Source organism: Pseudomonas soli, assembly GCF_021283165.2.
GTDB classification, from domain to species: domain Bacteria; phylum Pseudomonadota; class Gammaproteobacteria; order Pseudomonadales; family Pseudomonadaceae; genus Aquipseudomonas; species Aquipseudomonas soli.
This window is the reverse complement of sequence record NZ_CP128543.1, coordinates 5,693,738-5,713,004: the sequence shown is the minus strand read 5'-3', so window position 1 is coordinate 5,713,004 and position 19,267 is coordinate 5,693,738. Positions and strand designations below refer to the sequence as shown.

Genomic DNA, 19,267 nt, shown 5'->3' with positions numbered 1-19,267 from the left:
CGCCAGCGCAGCGGCGGGCACACAAATCTTGTTGGGAGTTTCACTCATGGCAGTTGCCTCCGGTGCCTATAAGAAAGCCCTCGAGGGTGGCCAGCAACCCAAGCAGGTGCTGGTCAAGATCGACCGGGTCACGAAAAAGTTCGACGAAACGGTAGCCGTGGACGATGTGTCCCTGGAAATCCGCAAGGGCGAGATTTTCGCCCTGCTGGGCGGCTCCGGTTCCGGCAAGTCCACCTTGCTGCGCATGCTGGCCGGTTTCGAGCGTCCGACCGAAGGGCGGATCTTCCTCGATGGCGTCGACATCACCGACATGCCGCCCTACGAGCGGCCGATCAACATGATGTTCCAGTCCTACGCGCTGTTCCCGCACATGACCGTGGCGCAGAACATCGCCTTCGGCCTGCAGCAGGACAAGATGCCCAAGGCCGAGATCGAGGCCCGCGTGGCCGAGATGCTCAAGCTGGTGCACATGACCCAGTACGCCAAGCGCAAGCCGCACCAGCTGTCCGGTGGCCAGCGCCAGCGCGTGGCCCTGGCCCGATCGCTGGCCAAGCGTCCCAAGCTGCTGCTGCTCGACGAGCCGATGGGCGCGCTGGACAAGAAACTGCGCTCGCAGATGCAACTGGAGCTGGTGGAGATCATCGAGCGCGTGGGCGTGACCTGCGTGATGGTGACCCACGACCAGGAAGAGGCCATGACCATGGCCCAGCGCATCGCCATCATGCACCTGGGTTGGATCGCCCAGATCGGCAGCCCTATCGACGTCTACGAGACCCCGACCAGCCGCCTGGTCTGCGAGTTCATCGGCAACGTCAACCTGTTCGAGGGAGAGGTGGTCGACGACGCCGAAGGCCACGCGATCATTGCCAGCCCGGAACTGGAGCGCAAGATCTACGTCGGCCACGGTGTCACCACCTCGGTCGAGGACAAGCACATCACCTACGCCTTGCGCCCCGAGAAGCTGCTGGTCACCACCGAGCAGCCGACCTGCGAGCACAATTGGTCGCGCGGCAAGGTCCACGACATCGCCTACCTCGGCGGCCACTCGGTGTTCTACGTCGAGCTGCCCAGCGGCAAGATCGTCCAGTCGTTCGTCGCCAACGCCGAGCGCCAGGGCACCCGCCCGACCTGGGACGACGAAGTCTACGTGTGGTGGGAAGACGACAGCGGCGTGGTGCTGCGGTCATGAAAATCCGCAAGCTCAAGCGAGCGTTCCAGCGCCTTGTCCCGGAGGGGCGGCACCTGGTGATCGGCGTGCCGTTCATCTGGCTGTTCCTGTTCTTCATGCTGCCGTTCTTCATCGTCCTGAAGATCAGCTTTGCCGAAGCCGATGTGGCCATCCCGCCGTACACCGAGATCTACACCTACCTGGAAGGCAAGGTCCAGCTGGTGCTGAACCTGGCCAACTATGGCCTGCTGACCGAGGACGAGCTGTACATCGCGGCCTACCTCGGCTCGCTCAAGGTGGCCTTCTTCAGCACCTTGCTCTGCCTGCTGATCGGCTACCCGATGGCCTACGCCATCTCCAAGGCCAGGAAAGAGTCGCAGACCGTCCTGCTGCTGCTGATCATGATGCCGACCTGGACTGCGATCCTGATCCGCGTCTACGCCTGGATGGGCATCCTCAGCAACAACGGCCTGCTCAACAGCTTCCTGCTGTGGCTGGGGCTGATCGACCAACCGCTGCAGATCCTCAACACTAACCTGGCGGTGTATATCGGCGTGGTCTATTCGTACCTGCCGTTCATGATCCTGCCGTTGTACGCCAACCTGGTGAAGCACGACGAGAGCCTGCTGGAAGCTGCATCGGACCTCGGTTCGAGCACCTTCAACAGCTTCTGGAAGATCACCGTGCCGCTGTCGAAAAACGGCATCATCGCCGGCTGCATGCTGGTTTTCATCCCGGTGGTGGGCGAATTCGTGATTCCTGAACTGCTCGGCGGCCCGGAAACCCTGATGATCGGTAAAGTGCTGTGGCAAGAGTTCTTCAACAACCGTGACTGGCCGGTGGCATCCGCGCTGGCGGTAGTGATGCTGGCGATCCTGATCGTACCGATCCTGCTGTTCAACCGCAGCCAGGCCAAAGAGATGGAGGGCCGCGCATGAAACGCTTCAGTTTCTCCAAGCTGATGCTGGTGCTCGGCTTGCTGTTCATCTACCTGCCGATGCTGATCCTGGTGATCTACTCGTTCAACGCCTCCAAGCTGGTGACGGTATGGGGCGGCTGGTCGGTGAAGTGGTACGTCGGCCTGCTCGACAACACCCAGCTGATGGGTTCGGTGATGCGCTCGCTGGAGATCGCCTGCTACACGGCAGTGGCCGCGGTGGCGCTGGGTACCCTGGCGGCCTTCGTGCTGACCCGGGTCACCCGCTTCAAGGGCCGCACGCTGTTCGGTGGCCTGGTCACCGCGCCGTTGGTGATGCCCGAGGTGATCACCGGTCTGTCGCTGTTGCTGCTGTTCGTGGCCATGGCGCAGATGATCGGCTGGCCGCAGGAGCGTGGCATCGTCACCATCTGGATCGCCCACACCACATTCTGCGCCGCCTATGTGGCGGTGGTGGTGTCGGCACGCCTGCGCGAACTGGACCTGTCCATCGAGGAGGCGGCCATGGACCTGGGGGCCAAGCCGTGGAAGGTGTTCTTCCTGATCACCATCCCGATGATCGCGCCGTCGCTGGCAGCGGGCGGCATGATGTCCTTCGCCCTGTCGCTGGATGACCTGGTGCTGGCTAGCTTCGTCTCCGGCCCAGGCTCGACCACCCTGCCGATGGAAGTGTTCTCGGCCGTGCGCCTGGGCGTGAAGCCGGAGATCAACGCCGTGGCCAGCCTGATCCTGCTGTCGGTGTCGCTGGTGACTTTCATGGTCTGGTACTTCAGCCGCCAGGCCGAGGAGCGTCGTCGTCGGGCGATCCAGCAGGCCATCGAGGAGGGCGCCGCGGCGAACGTCTCGCAGCCGCAGGTACGTCGTCCGGCCCAGGCCGCCGCGCAGGCCTGAGCCCTCGCATCGCGGGGCAAGGCGCATCGCCGGTGTGCCGATGCGCCTTGCCCCGCGGTCTTTTCAGCCTTGGTCCGGCCAGTTCCAGGCCGGTTCATCCAGCATCCCCTGCCCGACGATACCGGTCTGCCCCAAGGTCTTCTCCAGGTGGATCGAGTTACACTCGGCATCCTCCTCCAGGGCCGCCACCAGCCGCGGCGCGTGCGACACCACCCAGACCTGACATTCTCGCGCCGCGCGGCGGATCAGGCGTGCCAGTGCCGGCAACAAGTCCGGATGCAGGCTGGTCTCCGGCTCGTTGAGCACCATCATGCTCGGTGGGCGCGGCGTGAGCAGGGCAGCCACCAGCAACAGGTAGCGCAAGGTCCCGTCGGACAGCTCGGCAGCGCTCAGCGGCCGCAACAGCCCGGCCTGGTGCAAGCGCAGGCCGAACAGGCCGCCGGGCTGGGCGTCGACCGCAAGCCGGGCGCCGGGAAAGGCGTCAGCCACTGCATCCTGCAGGGCCTGCAGGTCGCCGATCTCGTCGATGGTCTGCAGGGCGGCGGCGAGGTCGCGGCCATCGTGATGCAGCACCGGCGTGCGCGTTCCCAGCCGCGATTGTCGGGCGGGCGCTTCGGCATCGGTACGGAAATGGTCGTAGAAGCGCCAGCTGCGGATCTGCTCGCGCAGATGCGGCACCTCGGGGGAGCCCTGGAGACTGCCGACCTGGTCGAACAGGCTGTCGAACTCGGTCATGTGCTGGTGCAGCACCTGCCATTGGCGCCCATCGCGGGCCCTGACCATCCCCGCGTTGCGCTGCACCAGCTGGCTGGCGGGTCGGCACAGGGGGCCGGCCCAGATCGTCTCCTGCTTGATCTGCGGGTCCAGGGCGAACTTCGACCGGCTGGGTTCGGGCAGGCCGAGGCTGATCGCGTAGCCGAAGTCTTCGCCAGCAAAGCCCATCTTCAGCCGCCGGGCTTGCTGGCGTGGCCCGCCTTCCACTGGCACCTCGCCATTGAGCATGCGCCGGGTGAGCTTCTCGGGGCCGGCCCAGAAGGTCGATTCCAGCCCGCCCTCGGCAGCCAGCGCGTTGACCACGCCGCCGCGCGCGGTCTCTGCCAGCAGGCGCAAGGCCTTGTACAGGTTGGACTTGCCACTGCCATTGGCTCCGGTAATCACGTTCAGCCGCCCCAGCGGCAGCACCAGCTGGTTGATCGAGCGGTAGTTGGCAATGGCCAGGGTGGTGAGCATAGGCGGCATCCTTGAGCGGTCGGACGGCAGTATCGCCGATACCGCCTCGCTTTGTTGAACCCTGGCCAATGCCGTTTGTCGATCACTGATCTACGCTTTCAAACGCATCCCTTTTACCTGAGAGAAGCAAGGAGCCTGCATGACGCTAGAGCGTGCGCCGCTGGTCGTTTGCCTGGGGTTGCTTTCCCTGCTATCAGGCTGTGGCAAGGAGGAGGTTGGTCAGGTGCTGCCCCGGGTCGCGGTGCAACAGGTGCAGCCCACCGATTTTGCCGCCCGGGTCACCCTGACCGGTGACGTGCAGGCGCGGGTGCAGACGGATTTGTCGTTCCGCGTGGGCGGCAAGATCATCGCCCGCAGCGTCGATGTCGGTGACCATGTCAAGGCCAACCAGGTACTGGCGCGTCTTGACCCCAAAGACCTGCAGAACAACGTGGATTCGGCGAAGGCCGAGGTGTTCGCCGAACAGGCCCGGGTCGCCCAGACCAGCGCCGCGTTCGCGCGTCAGCAGAAGCTTCTGCCCAAGGGCTACACCAGCCAAAGCGAGTACGACTCCGCCGAGGCCGCGCTGCGTAGTAGCCAGAGCGCGCTCAAGGCCGCTCAGGCGCAATTGGCCAACGCCAACGAGCAATTGGGCTACACGGCATTGGTTGCCGAAGCCGACGGCGTTATCACTGCGCGTCAGGCCGAGGTCGGCCAGGTGGTACAGGCGACCATGCCGATCTTCAGCCTGGCCGTCGATGGCGACCGTGACGCGGTGTTCAATGTCTACGAATCGCTGCTGGTGGCGCCCAGCAGCGAGAGGGACTTGACGGTAAGCATGATCGACAGCCCCACCATCACCGCCCAGGGACATGTGCGCGAGATCACCCCGACGGTCTCGGCCCAGAGTGGCACGGTGCAGGTCAAGGTGGCCCTGCGCGATGTGCCCAAGGGCATGGCCCTGGGCGCGCCGGTGACCGTTTCGGCCAGTGCACACGGCAAACCGAGCGTCGAGCTGCCCTGGTCTGCCCTGACCAAGGCGCTGAGCGAGCCCGCCGTGTGGGTGGTTAGCGAGGGTGACAAGGCGCAACTGCGCAAGGTCCAGGTGGCGCGCTACCTGACCGGCAAAGTGGTGATCAGCGAGGGTCTCGAGGCCGGTGAGGTGGTGGTGGTCAGTGGTGGCCAGCTGCTGAACCCAGGTATTCAGGTCGAAAAGGTCGACGCCAAAAGCGGGGGAGTCGCGCCATGAGGCCGTTGCTGCCGATATTGTTTGCCTGTGCGTTGCTGGCTGCCTGTGGCAACGAGGACGTCCAGCCCGAACCCGTGCGCCCGGTGCTGTCGACCGTGGTCGAGCCCCAGGTGCAAGCGCAGCTTGGGCGTTTTGCCGGCAACATCCAGGCACGTTTCGAGAGCACCTTGGGTTTCCGCGTGTCTGGCCGCATCGCTCGGCGCTGGCTGGATGTCGGGGCCCAGGTCAAGCCGGGCGACACCCTGGCGACCCTCGATCCGACCGACCAGCAGAACCAGCTGCGTGCCGCCGAAGGCGACCTTGCGCGGGTCCAGGCCCAGTGGATCAATGCCCAGGCCGATGCCCGCCGCCAGCAACAGTTGTATGACCGCGGGGTCGGCGCCCAAGCCCAGCTCGACATTGCCCAGACCAACCTGAAGACCACTGGCGCGTCACTGGAGCAGGCGCGCTCGGCGGTCAGCCAGGCCCGCGACCAGCTCGGCTACAGTACCCTGCGTACCGACCATGCCGCGGTGATCACGGCCTGGCAGGCCGAGGCCGGGCAGACCGTCAGCGCCGGCCAGGCCGTGGTCACACTGGCGCGCCCGGATGTGAAGGAAGCGGTGATCGACCTGCCGATCGCTTTGGCCGAACAACTGCGTCACGACCTCACCTTCACCGTCGCCTCGCAGCTCGACCCTAGCATCAACACCACCGCCACCTTGCGCGAGCTGGAGCCCCAGGCCGATGCCACCACCCGTACCCGCCGCGCCCGCCTGACCCTGGCCAGCACCCCGGACGCCTTCCACTTGGGGACTGCGATCAGCGTCACCTTGACCTCGGCGGTGACGCCGCGCAGCGAGTTGCCACGCTCCGCGCTGCTCGAACGCGATGGCAAAACCCAGGTGTGGGTAGTCGACCCGCAGGGCAAGACCGTGGCCACCCGTGACGTCACCCTGGCGGAGCGTGGTCCTGACAGCATCATCCTGTCCTCCGGTGTACAACCCGGCGAACGCGTCGTCACCGCCGGCGTCAACAGCCTCAAGCCTGGCCAGAAGGTCATATTCGACGAGGACGCACGATGAAAGGAAGCTTCAACCTCTCCGAATGGGCGCTCAAGCACCAGTCTTTCGTCTGGTACCTGATGTTCGTCGGGCTGCTGATGGGGGTGTTTTCCTACTTCAACCTGGGCCGGGAAGAGGATCCGTCCTTCACCATCAAGACCATGGTGATCCAGACACGTTGGCCGGGGGCGACCCAGGCCGAGACACTGAACCAGATCACCGATCGGATCGAGAAGAAACTTGAGGAGCTCGATTCGCTCGACTATGTGAAAAGCTATACCCGTCCCGGCGAATCCACGGTTTACGTGTATCTGCGCGATACCACCAAGGCCAGGGACATTCCAGCTATCTGGTACCAGGTGCGCAAGAAGATCCAGGACATCCGTGGCCAGTTTCCCCAGGGTGTGCAGGGGCCGGGCTTCAATGACGAGTTCGGCGATGTGTTCGGCTCGATCTATGCCTTCACCTCCGATGGCCTGACCTTGCGCCAGCTGCGCGACTATGTGGAGCTGGCCCGCGCCGAGGTGCGCGAGGTGCACAACATCGGCAAGATCGAGCTGATCGGCACCCAGGACGAAGTGCTCTACCTGAATTTCTCCACCCGCAAGCTGGCGGCCCTGGGCATCGACCAGCGGCAAGTCATGGAGGCGCTGAAATCGCAGAACGCGGTGACCCCTGCGGGGGTGATCGAAGCCGGCCCCGAGCGCATCTCGGTGCGCACCACAGGCCAGTTCGCCTCGGAGAAGGACCTGGAGACGGTCAACCTGCGCATCAACGACCGCTTCTTCCGCCTGGCCGATATCGCCGACATCGAGCGCGGCTACGTCGACCCGCCGTCACCGATCTTCCGCTACAACGGCCAGCCGGCCATCGGCCTGGCCATCGGCATGAAGGCCGGCGGCAACATCGAGGTGTTCGGCGCTGCACTGAAGAAGAAGATGGATAGCATCGTCAGCGAACTGCCGGTCGGGGTCGGCGTACACACCGTGTCCGACCAGGCGGTGGTGGTCAAGCAGGCGGTTGGCGGCTTCACCAGTGCCTTGTTCGAAGCCGTGGTGATCGTGCTGGTGGTGAGTTTCGTCAGCCTGGGCGTGCGTGCCGGGCTGGTGGTGGCCTGCTCGATTCCGCTGGTGCTGGCCATGGTGTTCGTGTTCATGGAGTACAGCGACATCACCATGCAGCGGATTTCGCTGGGTGCGCTGATCATTGCCCTGGGCCTGCTGGTGGATGACGCGATGATCACCGTGGAGGTGATGGTCACGCGCCTGGAAATGGGTGAGACGAAAGAGCAGGCGGCGACCTTCGCCTACACCTCGACGGCCTTCCCCATGCTGACCGGAACCCTGGTGACCGTGGCCGGTTTCGTGCCGATCGGCCTCAATGCCAGCTCGGCCGGTGAATACACCTATACCTTGTTCGCGGTGATCGCCGTGGCGCTGCTGGTGTCGTGGGTGGTGGCGGTGTTCTTCGCCCCGGTGCTGGGCGTGCATATCCTCAGCAGCGAAAAGCTCAAGCCCCACGAGGCCGAACCTGGGCGGGTGGGCCGGGCGTTCGAGCATGGCCTGCTGTGGTGCATGCGCCACCGCTGGGTGACAGTGATCGGCACCATCGTGCTGTTCGCACTGTCGGTGGTGGGCATGCGCTTCGTACAGAACCAGTTCTTCCCATCCTCGGACCGCCCGGAGATCCTGGTCGATCTCGACCTGCCGCAGAACGCCTCGATCGAGGAAACGCGCAAGGTGGTGGATCGCCTGGAGGCGAAGATCAAGGACGACCCCGACCTGGTGCGCTGGAGCACTTACATCGGCCAGGGGGCGATTCGCTTCTACCTGCCCCTCGACCAGCAATTGCAGAACCCCTATTACGCCCAGCTGGTGATCGTCAGCAAGGGCTTCGAAGAGCGCCAGGGCATGATCGAGCGCCTGCAGAAACTGCTGCGCGAAGACTTCGTAGGCATCGGCAGCAACGTGCAGTCGCTGGAGATGGGCCCGCCGGTGGGCCGGCCGATCCAGTACCGGGTCAGCGGCAAGGACATCGACCAGGTGCGCCGCTATGCCATCGAACTGGCCACGGTGCTCGACAGCAACGAGCATATCGGCGACATGATGTACGACTGGAACGAGCCCGGTAAGGTGCTGCGCATCGAGATCGCCCAGGACAAGGCGCGTCAACTGGGGCTTTCGTCCGAAGACGTGGCCAATGTAATGAACAGCATCGTCAGCGGCGTGCCGGTCACCCAGGTCAACGACAACATCTACCTGGTCGACGTCATTGCCCGGGCCGAGGACAGCGAGCGGGGCTCCCCCGACACCCTGCAGAACCTGCAGATCGTCAGCCCCAGTGGTGTGTCCATCCCTCTGCTGGCGTTCGCCACCGTGCGTTACGAGCTGGAGCAGCCATTGGTGTGGCGGCGCGACCGCAAGCCGACCATCACCATCAAGGCCTCGGTGGTCGGCGATATCCAGCCGACCAACCTGGTGGCGCAACTCAAGCCGAAGATCGACGAATTCGCCGGCAAGCTGCCGCCCGGCTACGGCGTGGCCACCGGCGGTACGGTGGAGGAGAGCGGCAAGGCCCAGGGGCCGATCGCCGATGTCATTCCGTTGATGCTGTTCCTCATGGCGACCTTCCTGATGATCCAGCTGCACAGCGTGCAGAAGCTGTTCCTGGTGGTCAGCGTCGCGCCGCTGGGGCTGATCGGCGTGGTCCTGGCCCTGGTGCCCACGGGCACGCCCATGGGCTTCGTGGCGATCCTCGGCATCCTCGCCCTGGCCGGGATCATCATCCGTAACTCGGTGATCCTGGTGACCCAGATCGACGAATTCGAAGAGCAGGGCTACACCCCCTGGGACGCGGTGGTGGAAGCGACCAACCACCGCCGCCGGCCGATCCTGCTGACGGCGGCGGCGGCAAGCCTGGGCATGATCCCGATTGCCCGGGAAGTGTTCTGGGGGCCGATGGCCTACGCCATGATCGGCGGCATCATCAGTGCAACGCTGCTGACGCTGTTGTTCCTGCCGGCGCTGTACGTGGCCTGGTACAAGATCCGCGAGCCGGAAAAGACTTCCTGAGAACCACGCGCACCCTGTGGGAGCCGGCTTGCCAGCTCCCACAGGGCTCAGTGTTCGCGCTAATGGTTATATAAACATTCTTAAACAGTATTTTTAAGAATATCCGCGCCTCACTAGTATTGCCCTCAAGCCAGGCGCAAATCCCCTTCAAAACCTCTGCCCGGCTCCCTTACTCACAGGAGAACGAGCATGAGTGCATCTCTGCGCAGCATCGACGGTCAGGACGAAGCCACCATTCTGCGTGAAATCCAGAGTGCCCTGCGCGACCTGCGCTTTGGCGCGGTGGAGATCACCGTGCACAACGCCCAGGTGGTGCAGATTGAACGCAAGGAGAAGTTCCGCCTGCAGCAGCCCGGCAACAAGACCGGCTGACACCGCACCCCTTCAAAACTAGAAAAATGCCAATCGGGAGCTTCACCATGTCCATCCGCCGTTATGCGCTTGCCGCCCTGGCCAGTGCCGTTTTTGCCGGTTCCGCGATCGCCAAGGACTACGAATTGCTGAACGTGTCCTATGACCCGACCCGCGAGCTGTACCAGCAGTACAACGCCGAGTTCATCAAGCATTGGCAAGCCGCCAACCCCGGCGACAAGGTGAAGATCCAGCAGTCCCACGGCGGTTCGGGCAAGCAGGGCCGCGCGGTCATCGACGGCCTGCGCGCCGACGTGGTGACCCTGGCCCTGGCCGGCGACATCGACGAGATCGCCAAGCTCGGCAAGACCCTGCCGGAGGACTGGCAGAAGCGCCTGCCGGACGCCAGCACGCCGTACACCTCGACCATCGTGTTCCTGGTACGCAAGGGCAACCCGAAAGGCATCAAGGACTGGGGCGACCTGATCAAGAAAGACGTCTCGGTGATCACGCCCAATCCAAAGACCTCCGGCGGCGCCCGCTGGAACTTCCTCGCCGCCTGGGCCTACGGCCTGAAGACCGGCGGCAGTGAAGACAAGGCCAAGGCCTACGTGCAGGAGCTGTTCAAGCACGTGCCGGTGCTCGATACCGGCGCGCGTGGCTCGACCATCACCTTCGTCAACAACGGCCAGGGCGATGTGCTGCTGGCGTGGGAAAACGAAGCCTTCCTGGCGCTGAAGGAAGACGGTGGCAGCGACAAGTTCGAGATCGTCGTCCCATCGCTGTCGATCCTGGCCGAGCCACCGGTGGCGGTGGTCGACAAGAACGCCGAGAAGAAGGGCAACGAGAAGATCGCCGAGGAATACCTCAAGCATCTGTACAGCCCGGCTGGCCAGAAGATCGCTGCACAAAACTTCTACCGTCCGCGTGACGCGAAGGTCGCCGCCGAATTCGGCAAGCAGTTCCCGAAACTGGACCTGGTGACCATCGACAAGGACTTCGGTGGCTGGAAGACTGCGCAGCCGAAGTTCTTCAACGATGGCGGTGTGTTCGACCAGATTTATCAGGCACAGTGATCGGCAATGAACAAGCGGGGCTGCGCAGCAGCCCCACAAACAAAACCCTTCAGTAGCCTGCACCGGCCCGGGATGACTCCCGGGCTTCGTGCGTTCAACCAGGGACCTTTATGTCACGTCGCATTTCCCCCGTCATACCCGGCTTCGGGCTGACGCTGGGCTACACCTTGGTGTACCTCAGCCTGATCGTGCTGATACCGCTGGCGGCCATGTTCATCCATGCCTCGCAGCTCACCTGGGAGCAGTTCTGGAACATCGTCAGCGCGCCGCGGGTCATCGCCGCGCTGAAGCTGAGTTTCGGCACCGCCCTGTTCGCCGCCATCATCAACGGCGTGATCGGCACCCTGCTGGCCTGGGTGCTGGTGCGCTACACCTTCCCCGGGCGCAAGGTCATCGACGCGATGATCGACCTGCCGTTCGCCCTGCCCACCGCCGTGGCCGGCATTGCCTTGACCGCCTTGTACGCCCCTGCGGGCTGGGTTGGTCAGTTCGCCACGGATCTTGGTTTCAAGATCGCCTACACCCCACTGGGCATCACCCTGGCGCTGACGTTCGTCACCCTGCCGTTCGTGGTGCGCACGGTGCAGCCAGTGCTGGCTGACATCCCGCGTGAGGTGGAAGAGGCTGCCGCCTGCCTGGGCGCGAAGCCTTTGCAGGTGTTCCGCCATGTACTGGCTCCGGCGTTGCTGCCAGCGTGGCTGACCGGCTTCGCCCTGGCTTTTGCCCGTGGCGTTGGCGAGTACGGTTCGGTGATCTTCATCGCCGGCAACATGCCGATGAAGACCGAGATCCTGCCGTTGCTGATCATGGTCAAGCTCGACCAGTACGACTACACCGGCGCCACTGCCATCGGCGTGTTGATGCTGGTGGTTTCCTTCATCCTGCTGCTGCTGATCAACTTGCTGCAGCGGCGCATCGAAACCCCTTGAAGGAGGCCCGCTAATGTCTTCATCAACCCTTGGCGCGACCGCCGCCGCCAACGCCGCCCGGCGTGGCAGTGCCACTTCGCGCCGCGTGCTGATCACCCTGGCCTGGATCGTCTTTGCGCTGTTCCTGGCGCTGCCGCTGGTGATCGTGGTGTCCCAAGCCCTGAAAAACGGCTTCGGCACCTTCTTCGAGGCGATCTTCGAGGCCGATGCCTTGTCTGCGCTCAAGCTCACCCTGCTGGCGGTGGCCATTTCGGTGCCGCTGAACCTGCTGTTCGGGGTCAGTGCCGCCTGGTGCGTGAGCAAGTACAGCTTCCGTGGCAAAAGTATCCTGGTGACCCTGATCGACCTGCCGTTCTCGGTGTCACCGGTGATCGCCGGCCTGGTCTACGTGCTGATGTTCGGCGCCCAGGGCCTGTTCGGCCCGTGGCTGCAGGACCACGATATCCAGATCGTCTTCGCCCTGCCGGGCATCGTCCTGGCGACCATCTTCGTCACCGTGCCGTTCGTCGCCCGTGAACTGATCCCGCTGATGCAGGAGCAGGGCACCCAGGAAGAGGAGGCCGCGCGCCTGCTCGGGGCCAACGGCTGGCAGATGTTCTGGCACGTCACGCTGCCGAACATCAAATGGGGCCTGATCTACGGCGTGGTGCTGTGCACCGCACGGGCCATGGGCGAGTTCGGCGCGGTATCGGTGGTCTCCGGGCATATCCGTGGCGTCACCAACACCTTGCCGCTGCACGTGGAGATCCTCTACAACGAGTACAACCATGTCGCGGCCTTCAGCGTGGCCAGCCTGCTGCTGATCCTGGCGCTCTTCATCCTGCTGCTCAAGCAGTGGAGCGAGAACCGTATTAACCGCCTGCGCCATAGCGCCGCGGAGGAATGATTCATGTCGATCGAAGTTCGTAACGTCAGCAAGCGCTTCAACAGCTTCCAGGCCCTGGACAACATCAACCTGGACATCCACAGCGGCGAGCTGGTTGCCCTGCTGGGCCCGTCGGGCTGCGGCAAGACCACCCTGCTGCGCATCATCGCCGGCCTGGAAACCCCGGATGACGGCAGCATCGTGTTCCATGGTGAGGACGTGTCCGGGCACGACGTGCGTGATCGCAACGTCGGCTTCGTGTTCCAGCACTACGCGCTGTTCCGCCATATGAGCGTGTTCGACAACGTCGCCTTCGGCCTGCGCATGAAACCCAAGGGCGAGCGCCCGAGCGAGAGCAAGATCGCCGAGAAGGTCCACGAGCTGCTGAACATGGTCCAGCTCGACTGGTTGTCCGATCGCTACCCCGAGCAGCTGTCCGGTGGCCAGCGCCAGCGTATCGCCCTGGCCCGTGCCCTGGCGGTGGAGCCCAAGGTATTGCTGCTCGACGAGCCGTTCGGGGCGCTGGATGCCAAGGTGCGCAAGGAACTGCGCCGCTGGTTGGCGCGGCTGCACGAAGACATCAACCTGACCTCGGTATTCGTTACCCACGACCAGGAAGAGGCCATGGAAGTCGCCGACCGCATCGTGGTGATGAACAAGGGCGTAATCGAGCAGATCGGTTCGCCGGGCGAGGTGTACGAGAAACCGGCCAACGATTTTGTCTACCACTTCCTGGGTGACTCCAACCGCCTGGCGCTGAGCGAAGGCCACCATGTACTGTTCCGCCCGCACGAGGTGTCGTTGTCGCGCCATGAGACCGAAGGCCACCATGCCGCCGAGGTCCGCGATATCCGCCCGTTGGGCGCCACCACCCGGGTCACCTTGAAGGTGGAAGGGCAGAGCGAGTTGATCGAGGCCGAGGTGGTCAAGGATCATGACAGCCTGACCGGGTTGGCGCGGGGGGAGACGTTGTTCTTCCGGCCGAAGGTGTGGCAGAAGGTGGCGGATATCTGAACTACTGGATGTGAATGAAGAACCCGGGCCTGGTCCCGGGTTTTTTGTTACCTGGCGGACGCAATCGCGGGGCAGTTGCCCACATGCCATTCGAGCATTTTTTTCATGCCTTCCAGGCATGTCGAACACCCGACCCGGCTAGAGGTCGCTGGTGCCAAGGCTTGCAGCGGACCGGACAAAATCGATAGCAAAAAAAGCTATAACAATAAATTTAAACATTCCTTCATGGCCTAAGCCCCTGCCGTCGATGATTCAGCCACACACCTGAATCAACACCCCAGGAGTTTCTAGCAATGGGTAATGTCCAGTCGGCCGTCAGGGCCTTTGAGCAGCCTTGGCACCCGGCATCGGGCGACCTGGTCGAGCTCGGACGCACGCTACGCCTGCCGCTTGGCCAGTTACGCCTGCAACGCACGCCACTGAGCGGCCTCAAACGACGCGACAAGCTGGCGTTGGTGCTGCTGGTGCTGGCCCTGCACGGTGCCGTCGCCTACTGGATCAACCAGGCACCGACCCCGGCGTTGCCCATCGTTCCGCCGCAGATTCCGCCCATGACCATCGAGTTCGCCGCGCCCGCGCCGCCGGTCGTCGAGCTGCCGCCGCCAGCCCCGGCAGCGCCTGTGGTCGAACCGCCACCGCCGGTGATCGACGAGTTGGCTGCCAAGCCAAAGCCCAAGCCGAAAGTCTTGCCCAAACCTGTGGCCAAGCCACAGCCAAAACCGCAGCCGAAACCGAAACCGGTCGAGGCGCCGCCACCCACGCCGACGCCCGTGGCCGCGCCGGCTCCGCCTGCGCCACCCGCCCCGGCCCCGGTGACGCCAGCCTCGGCCAACGCCGCCTACCTCAAGAACCCGGCGCCGGAATATCCGCAGATGGCCCAGCGCCGTGGCTGGGAGGGCACCGTGCTGCTGCGCGTCGAGGTGCTGCCCAGTGGCAAGCCAGGGCAGATCCAGATCCAGAAAAGCAGTGGTCGCGACGCTCTGGACGCCGCCGCGCTAGCCGCGGTGAAACGCTGGAGCTTCGTCCCGGCCAAGCAGGGCGAGGTGGCCCAGGTGGGTTGGGTCAGCGTACCGATCGATTTCAAGCTTCGTTAACTTGCGAGCGCACACAGGAAGGACTTCATCATGAGCTTGTTGGCATCTCCCCTCGAATCCGTTGAAGGCGCGGTCATCTGGCTGCTGGTCGGCTTCTCCGTCGCCACCTGGGCGTTGGCCCTGGTCAAGGTCGTGCAGTTCGTGCGCCTGAAGAACCAGGACAAGCGCTTCCACCAGCAGTTCTGGGCCGCGTCCAGCCTCGACTCTGCCGCGGAGCCGGCCCACGATCTGCCAGGCCCGGCTGCCCGTGTCGCCCAGGCGGGATTCGCGGCGATCGCGGTTGGCGAGCCTGGTCACGCTAACGATTTGAGCCAGGCCATCAACCACCAGGACCGCCTGGAGCGCGCCCTGCGCCAGCAGATCGTTCGCGAGCGTCGTTCGCTGGAAACCGGCCTGGCGGTGGTGGCCAGTATCGGCAGCACTTCACCCTTCATCGGCCTGTTCGGCACGGTGTGGGGCATCATGGAAGCGCTCAAGGGCATCAGCGCGGCGGGCTCGGCGAGTTTGGAGACCGTGGCGGGGCCGATCGGTGCCGCACTGGTGGCCACCGGCGTGGGTATCGCCGTCGCGGTGCCGGCGGTGCTGGTCTACAACTACTTCCTCCGTCGCCTCAAGCTGACCGCCGCCGACCTCGACGACTTCGCCCACGACTTCTACAGCCTGGCGCAGAAGAGTGCCTTCCGCGTGCTGGTGCATCCGGCGGTGCAGCGCCAGCACACCGGCTTCACCCAACCTGTGAAGGAGGCGTCCTGACATGGCCTTCTCGACCCAGGACAGCGATGAAGTGTTGAGTGAAATCAACGTCACGCCGTTGGTGGACGTCATGCTGGTGCTGTTGGTGGTGTTCATCGTCACCGCGCCGTTGCTGACCAACGCCATCCCTATCAACCTGCCCAAGACCGAGGCCGTGGCACCGGTGGAGCAGAAGGACCCGCTGGTAGTGAGCATCGACGGCAGCGGCAAGCTGTTCATCAACAAGGACGAGATCCAGCCCGACCTGCTGGAGACCAACCTCAAGGCTGCCAAGGACAAGGACGCCGAGCTGCGTGTGCAGTTGCAGGCCGACGATGGTGTGAACTACGGCGAGGTCGCCCGGGCGATGGCGGCGATCGAGCGTGCCGGGATCAGCAAGCTGGCGGTGATCACCGCGCGCTGACCGGCGATACCTTCTTCAGGCAAGTGCTTAGGGGCCATTTTCCTTGGCAGGGGATGGCCCTTTTTTTATGCGCGAAGCCAAGCCTCCTCCATATAAGTTTTTTGGTTATTAATAAATAGCTTCTTATTCCTTTACGAATATATCCCCCTCCCTATACTTGCACCCAAGCACGCAAACTTCCGGAGGCGTCCCCATGCGCAATGAGTCGATTCGTTACCTGATTGTGCCGGGCTGGCAAGGATCGCCAGACAACCATTGGCAAAGTCACTGGCAGCGCAGCCTGCCCAACAGCGCACGGGTCGAGCAGAGCGACTGGCTCACGCCACAACGACGCGATTGGGTACAGGCGCTGGAACAAGAGATTGCCGCCGAGCGCTCGCCGGTGATTCTCATCGCCCACAGCCTCGGCTGCATCACAGTCGCGCATTGGGCCGCCCAGGCCAGCCCTGATTTGCAGCAAAGGGTGCGCGGCGCGCTGCTGGTGGCACCGGCGGATGTCGAGCGGCCGAACTGCGCGCCAGCCCTGCGCAATTTTGCGCCGATTCCCCTGCAGGCCCTGCCGTTCCCCAGCCAGGTGGTCAGCTCCGACAACGACCCGGCGGTGAGCGTGCCGCGCGCGTTGTACCTGGCGCAGGCCTGGGGCGCCGAAGCCGGGCTGCTGGCCAACGCCGGGCATATCAACGTCAAGTCCGGGCACCAGCGCTGGGAGCAAGGCTTTGCCTATCTCTACCGGCTGCAGGCCCGTGTCGACCAGCGCGCCCTGCGCCGCGCCTGATCCACAGGTTTTCATCGACTGAGCTGAGTCCCTCGACCGCTTGCGGCCGGGGCGGGAGTATTCCATGACATTTCACACACCATTCGGTCAGCCGCTGCTGACCTTCCCCGAGCTGGACAAGAGCCCGCTGAGCATCCGCGCCAAGGCGCTGGTGTTCGTCGACCCGCGCTCCCAGGCGCTGCGCCAGGCCCTGGAACGGCTGGCGCCACAACCGTTGCCGGTGCTGATCCGCGGCGAGACCGGCACCGGCAAGGAGCTGCTGGCCCGGCAGATTCATCGCGCCAGTGATCGGGGCGGGTTGTTCGTGTCGGTCAACTGCGCGGCCATCAGCCCGACCTATGCCGATGCCGAGCTGTTCGGCTATAGCGCGGGTAGCCAGGGTGGTACTGCCAGCAGTCGCGCCGGATGGTTCGGCTCGGCCAATGGCGGCACCTTGTATCTGGACGAGATCGCCGACCTGCCCCTGGCGATCCAGGGCAAGCTGCTGGCCGCCCTGGAGAATCGTGAGGTGATCCGGGTCGGCGCCACGCAGCCGCAGGCGGTCGATGTGCGGCTGGTGGCCGCTTCCAGCATCGACCTGGCGCTGGCAGTGCGCGCGGGGCGTTTCAACGAGCGGCTCTACCATTACCTGCACGAAGGCGAGCTGGAGTTGCCGGCGCTGCGTGATCGGGTCGGCGATATCCTGCCGTTGGCCGAGTACTTCGTGGGGATCTACAGCGTGCGCCTGGATCGGCCGGTTCCCCTGATCAGCGAGGCGGCACAACAGGCGCTCGAAGCGCATGCCTGGCCGGGCAATACCCGCGAGCTGGAGAACGTCATTCACTTCGCCCTGCTGGTCAGCGATGGCGATGAAATCCTCCCTGAGCACCTCGACCTGCCGGCCACCCGCCCACTGGCCAACCTGGCGCGACAGCTGGAACAGCTACGCCGTGGCGGCGAAGCGCAGACCCTCGCTGAACTGCGTGGGCTGCTGGGCGAAGCCCTGGCGCGACTGGGTGAAACCGCGCCTTAGAGCCGCGCGGTGTCGCTCATGACCAAAGGTCATGATGGCGATTTGTTTTTGGAATAAGCAGCTAAGTAAAAGATATTGTTACGGAATAAAAATAATCGGTATTGTCCGGTTCACGCCCACCCGAACGGATGGGCACCCGACTCGCCATCTGCGATGGCCCAGCTATAGAACAAGGATCACCATGAAAAAGACCCTGCTGACCACCGCCCTGGCCGCCGCCCTGTCGTTCGCGGGCCTCGCCAACGCCGCTGAAAAACTGGTGGTCGCCGCCACGCCTGTGCCGCACGCGGAAATCCTCGAACTGATCAAGCCGACCCTGGCCAAGGAAGGCGTGGACCTGGAGATCAAGGTCTTCACCGACTACGTCCAGCCCAACGTGCAGGTCGACCAGAAGCGCCTGGACGCCAACTACTTTCAGACCCTGCCGTACCTGAAGAACTTCAACGAAGGCAAGGGCACCCACCTGGAGACCGTGATCGGCGTGCACGTCGAACCGTTTGGTGGCTACTCGAAGAAGGTCAAGAGCCTGGCCGAGCTGAAGGACGGCGCGACCGTGGCCATCCCCAACGAAGGCAGCAACAGTGGCCGTGCCCTGCTGCTGCTGCAGAAGGCTGGGCTGATTACCCTGAAGGATCCGAAGAACGCCCTGGCCACGCCGAAGGACATCGCCGAGAACCCGAAGAAGCTCAAGTTCAAGGAGCTTGAATCGGCCATGCTCCCGCGTGTGCTGGATCAGGTCGACCTGGACATGATCAACACCAACTATGCGCTTGAAGCCGGCCTGAACCCGGCCAAGGACGCCCTGGTGATCGAAGGCAGCGATTCGCCATACGTGAACTTCCTGGTTGCCCGCCCGGACAACAAGGACAGCGCGGCCATCCAGAAGCTGGCCAAGGCGCTGACCAGCCCGGAAGTGAAGGCATTCATCGAGAAGAAATACAGCGGTGCGGTACTGCCGGCGTTCTGATACGCGACCTGGTACGAAAAACGCCGACGCATTTTGCGTCGGCGTTTTTGTTTGGGCTGGCTTGAAGAGGGGGCAGCCAGTAGTGGCGCTTCAGCGCTGACTGGCCAGGGCCCGGCGCAGCGCCAGGAGCCACAGCAGTTGTTCGTTCGAAGCAGGCAAGCAGGGGCTGTTCATCGTTGTCTTCCTTGTTGAATGTGATGGGCCGTGCAAGTCACAGTTTGAAATCCCTTGGAGGGGAAAATTCTCGGAAAGATCCGCGTTTGGTGAAGGAAATTTCAGAGCGTCACGGGGTGGTGATATAGATATGCGATAAAGATATTTATAAAAATATTTTTATGCCTTTAGAGTCTATGAATCGTGCTTACCGGCACAGCGCCACTATTCGTGAAACGACGCCGAGCAACCCTCGTGCCGACCCTGGACCTTCCCATGCCGTACCTTCGTGACCCCGTGCCGAGGC

General features: G+C 63.8%; 18 protein-coding genes. 17 read left to right on the top strand and 1 reads right to left on the bottom strand.

All coding sequences use genetic code 11. The annotated features are described in order from the left end of the window. The first annotated feature begins 46 nt into the window (after positions 1-46). The 3 genes from potA to LU688_RS26340 are packed head-to-tail and all read left to right on the top strand — an operon-like array spanning position 47 to position 2,996. Positions 47-1,189: a polyamine ABC transporter ATP-binding protein gene (potA, locus tag LU688_RS26350; RefSeq protein ID WP_023630468.1), complete on the top strand. Its 1,143-nt coding sequence runs from the start codon at positions 47-49 to the stop codon at positions 1,187-1,189. After that, complete coding sequence (locus LU688_RS26345) at positions 1,186-2,106, top strand: ABC transporter permease subunit (RefSeq protein WP_023630467.1); 921 nt, start codon at positions 1,186-1,188, stop codon at positions 2,104-2,106. Before potA ends, LU688_RS26345 begins: the two co-directional genes overlap by 4 nt. After that, positions 2,103-2,996 carry an ABC transporter permease subunit gene (locus tag LU688_RS26340; protein ID WP_038707013.1) on the top strand — a complete coding sequence of 298 codons (894 nt, stop codon included), beginning with the start codon at positions 2,103-2,105 and terminating at the stop codon, positions 2,994-2,996. The genes LU688_RS26345 and LU688_RS26340 overlap by 4 nt, the downstream gene beginning before the upstream one ends. A gap of 63 nt (positions 2,997-3,059) precedes the next feature. Here the strand turns inward: LU688_RS26340 and LU688_RS26335 are convergent, their stop codons facing one another. Then, entirely contained in the window at positions 3,060-4,226 is a 1,167-nt protein-coding gene (locus LU688_RS26335) for an AAA family ATPase (RefSeq protein ID WP_094010955.1), read from the bottom strand. A gap of 139 nt (positions 4,227-4,365) precedes the next feature. Between LU688_RS26335 and LU688_RS26330 the strand changes: the two genes are divergently transcribed. The 14 genes from LU688_RS26330 (at position 4,366) to LU688_RS26265 (ending at position 18,807) form a co-directional block, all read left to right on the top strand. Beyond that, entirely contained in the window at positions 4,366-5,454 is a 1,089-nt protein-coding gene (locus tag LU688_RS26330) for an efflux RND transporter periplasmic adaptor subunit (RefSeq protein ID WP_094010956.1), read from the top strand. After that, positions 5,451-6,518 (top strand): efflux RND transporter periplasmic adaptor subunit, encoded by a 1,068-nt coding sequence (locus LU688_RS26325; RefSeq protein WP_094010957.1) that lies wholly within the window; start codon positions 5,451-5,453, stop codon positions 6,516-6,518. The genes LU688_RS26330 and LU688_RS26325 overlap by 4 nt, the downstream gene beginning before the upstream one ends. After that, entirely contained in the window at positions 6,515-9,568 is a 3,054-nt protein-coding gene (locus LU688_RS26320; RefSeq protein WP_094010958.1) for an efflux RND transporter permease subunit, read from the top strand. The genes LU688_RS26325 and LU688_RS26320 overlap by 4 nt, the downstream gene beginning before the upstream one ends. Positions 9,569-9,757: 189 nt before the next feature. Beyond that, positions 9,758-9,940, top strand: a complete 183-nt coding sequence (gene oscA, locus LU688_RS26315) for a sulfur starvation response protein OscA (protein ID WP_003258557.1) — start codon at positions 9,758-9,760, stop codon at positions 9,938-9,940. A 47-nt stretch (positions 9,941-9,987) separates the two neighbouring features. Continuing rightward, the gene (locus tag LU688_RS26310) at positions 9,988-10,995 is read left to right on the top strand and encodes a sulfate ABC transporter substrate-binding protein (RefSeq protein ID WP_031314766.1); all 1,008 of its coding nucleotides are present in this window, start codon (positions 9,988-9,990) and stop codon (positions 10,993-10,995) included. A gap of 110 nt (positions 10,996-11,105) precedes the next feature. Next, on the top strand, positions 11,106-11,924 hold the full coding sequence (gene cysT, locus LU688_RS26305; protein WP_023629656.1) for a sulfate ABC transporter permease subunit CysT: 819 nt from the start codon (positions 11,106-11,108) through the stop codon (positions 11,922-11,924). A gap of 13 nt (positions 11,925-11,937) precedes the next feature. After that, positions 11,938-12,810 (top strand): sulfate ABC transporter permease subunit CysW, encoded by an 873-nt coding sequence (cysW, locus tag LU688_RS26300; RefSeq protein WP_046853746.1) that lies wholly within the window; start codon positions 11,938-11,940, stop codon positions 12,808-12,810. Between the two features lie 3 nt (positions 12,811-12,813). After that, positions 12,814-13,803 carry a sulfate/molybdate ABC transporter ATP-binding protein gene (locus LU688_RS26295; protein ID WP_008093195.1) on the top strand — a complete coding sequence of 330 codons (990 nt, stop codon included), beginning with the start codon at positions 12,814-12,816 and terminating at the stop codon, positions 13,801-13,803. Between the two features lie 293 nt (positions 13,804-14,096). Continuing rightward, positions 14,097-14,897, top strand: coding sequence for an energy transducer TonB (locus tag LU688_RS26290; protein WP_094010959.1), 801 nt, complete (start codon positions 14,097-14,099; stop codon positions 14,895-14,897). Between the two features lie 30 nt (positions 14,898-14,927). Then, the gene (locus LU688_RS26285; RefSeq protein WP_038707008.1) at positions 14,928-15,650 is read left to right on the top strand and encodes a MotA/TolQ/ExbB proton channel family protein; all 723 of its coding nucleotides are present in this window, start codon (positions 14,928-14,930) and stop codon (positions 15,648-15,650) included. 1 nt (position 15,651) lies between these two features. Continuing rightward, positions 15,652-16,053, top strand: a complete 402-nt coding sequence (locus LU688_RS26280) for an ExbD/TolR family protein (protein ID WP_028688526.1) — start codon at positions 15,652-15,654, stop codon at positions 16,051-16,053. Positions 16,054-16,246: 193 nt separating this feature from the next. Next, positions 16,247-16,828, top strand: a complete 582-nt coding sequence (locus LU688_RS26275; RefSeq protein WP_038707007.1) for an alpha/beta hydrolase — start codon at positions 16,247-16,249, stop codon at positions 16,826-16,828. Positions 16,829-16,892: 64 nt separating this feature from the next. After that, positions 16,893-17,840 carry a sigma 54-interacting transcriptional regulator gene (locus tag LU688_RS26270; RefSeq protein ID WP_094010960.1) on the top strand — a complete coding sequence of 316 codons (948 nt, stop codon included), beginning with the start codon at positions 16,893-16,895 and terminating at the stop codon, positions 17,838-17,840. Positions 17,841-18,021: 181 nt separating this feature from the next. Continuing rightward, the gene (locus LU688_RS26265) at positions 18,022-18,807 is read left to right on the top strand and encodes a MetQ/NlpA family ABC transporter substrate-binding protein (RefSeq protein WP_094010961.1); all 786 of its coding nucleotides are present in this window, start codon (positions 18,022-18,024) and stop codon (positions 18,805-18,807) included. Positions 18,808-19,267: the final 460 nt, after the last annotated feature.

Excerpts from the sequence above, each read along its gene's own strand:
- LU688_RS26325 (WP_094010957.1), top strand. The coding sequence starts at position 5,451 with ATGAGGCCGTTGCTGCCGATATTGTTTGCCTGTGCGTTGCTGGCTGCC.
- potA (WP_023630468.1), top strand. The coding sequence starts at position 47 with ATGGCAGTTGCCTCCGGTGCCTATAAGAAAGCCCTCGAGGGTGGCCAG.
- LU688_RS26270 (WP_094010960.1), top strand. The coding sequence starts at position 16,893 with ATGACATTTCACACACCATTCGGTCAGCCGCTGCTGACCTTCCCCGAG.
- LU688_RS26265 (WP_094010961.1), top strand. The coding sequence starts at position 18,022 with ATGAAAAAGACCCTGCTGACCACCGCCCTGGCCGCCGCCCTGTCGTTC.
- cysT (WP_023629656.1), top strand. The coding sequence starts at position 11,106 with ATGTCACGTCGCATTTCCCCCGTCATACCCGGCTTCGGGCTGACGCTG.
- LU688_RS26280 (WP_028688526.1), top strand. The coding sequence starts at position 15,652 with ATGGCCTTCTCGACCCAGGACAGCGATGAAGTGTTGAGTGAAATCAAC.
- LU688_RS26310 (WP_031314766.1), top strand. The coding sequence starts at position 9,988 with ATGTCCATCCGCCGTTATGCGCTTGCCGCCCTGGCCAGTGCCGTTTTT.
- LU688_RS26335 (WP_094010955.1), bottom strand. The coding sequence starts at position 4,226 with ATGCTCACCACCCTGGCCATTGCCAACTACCGCTCGATCAACCAGCTG.
- oscA (WP_003258557.1), top strand. The coding sequence starts at position 9,758 with ATGAGTGCATCTCTGCGCAGCATCGACGGTCAGGACGAAGCCACCATT.
- LU688_RS26285 (WP_038707008.1), top strand. The coding sequence starts at position 14,928 with ATGAGCTTGTTGGCATCTCCCCTCGAATCCGTTGAAGGCGCGGTCATC.
- cysW (WP_046853746.1), top strand. The coding sequence starts at position 11,938 with ATGTCTTCATCAACCCTTGGCGCGACCGCCGCCGCCAACGCCGCCCGG.
- LU688_RS26345 (WP_023630467.1), top strand. The coding sequence starts at position 1,186 with ATGAAAATCCGCAAGCTCAAGCGAGCGTTCCAGCGCCTTGTCCCGGAG.
- LU688_RS26340 (WP_038707013.1), top strand. The coding sequence starts at position 2,103 with ATGAAACGCTTCAGTTTCTCCAAGCTGATGCTGGTGCTCGGCTTGCTG.
- LU688_RS26295 (WP_008093195.1), top strand. The coding sequence starts at position 12,814 with ATGTCGATCGAAGTTCGTAACGTCAGCAAGCGCTTCAACAGCTTCCAG.
- LU688_RS26290 (WP_094010959.1), top strand. The coding sequence starts at position 14,097 with ATGGGTAATGTCCAGTCGGCCGTCAGGGCCTTTGAGCAGCCTTGGCAC.
- LU688_RS26330 (WP_094010956.1), top strand. The coding sequence starts at position 4,366 with ATGACGCTAGAGCGTGCGCCGCTGGTCGTTTGCCTGGGGTTGCTTTCC.
- LU688_RS26320 (WP_094010958.1), top strand. The coding sequence starts at position 6,515 with ATGAAAGGAAGCTTCAACCTCTCCGAATGGGCGCTCAAGCACCAGTCT.
- LU688_RS26275 (WP_038707007.1), top strand. The coding sequence starts at position 16,247 with ATGCGCAATGAGTCGATTCGTTACCTGATTGTGCCGGGCTGGCAAGGA.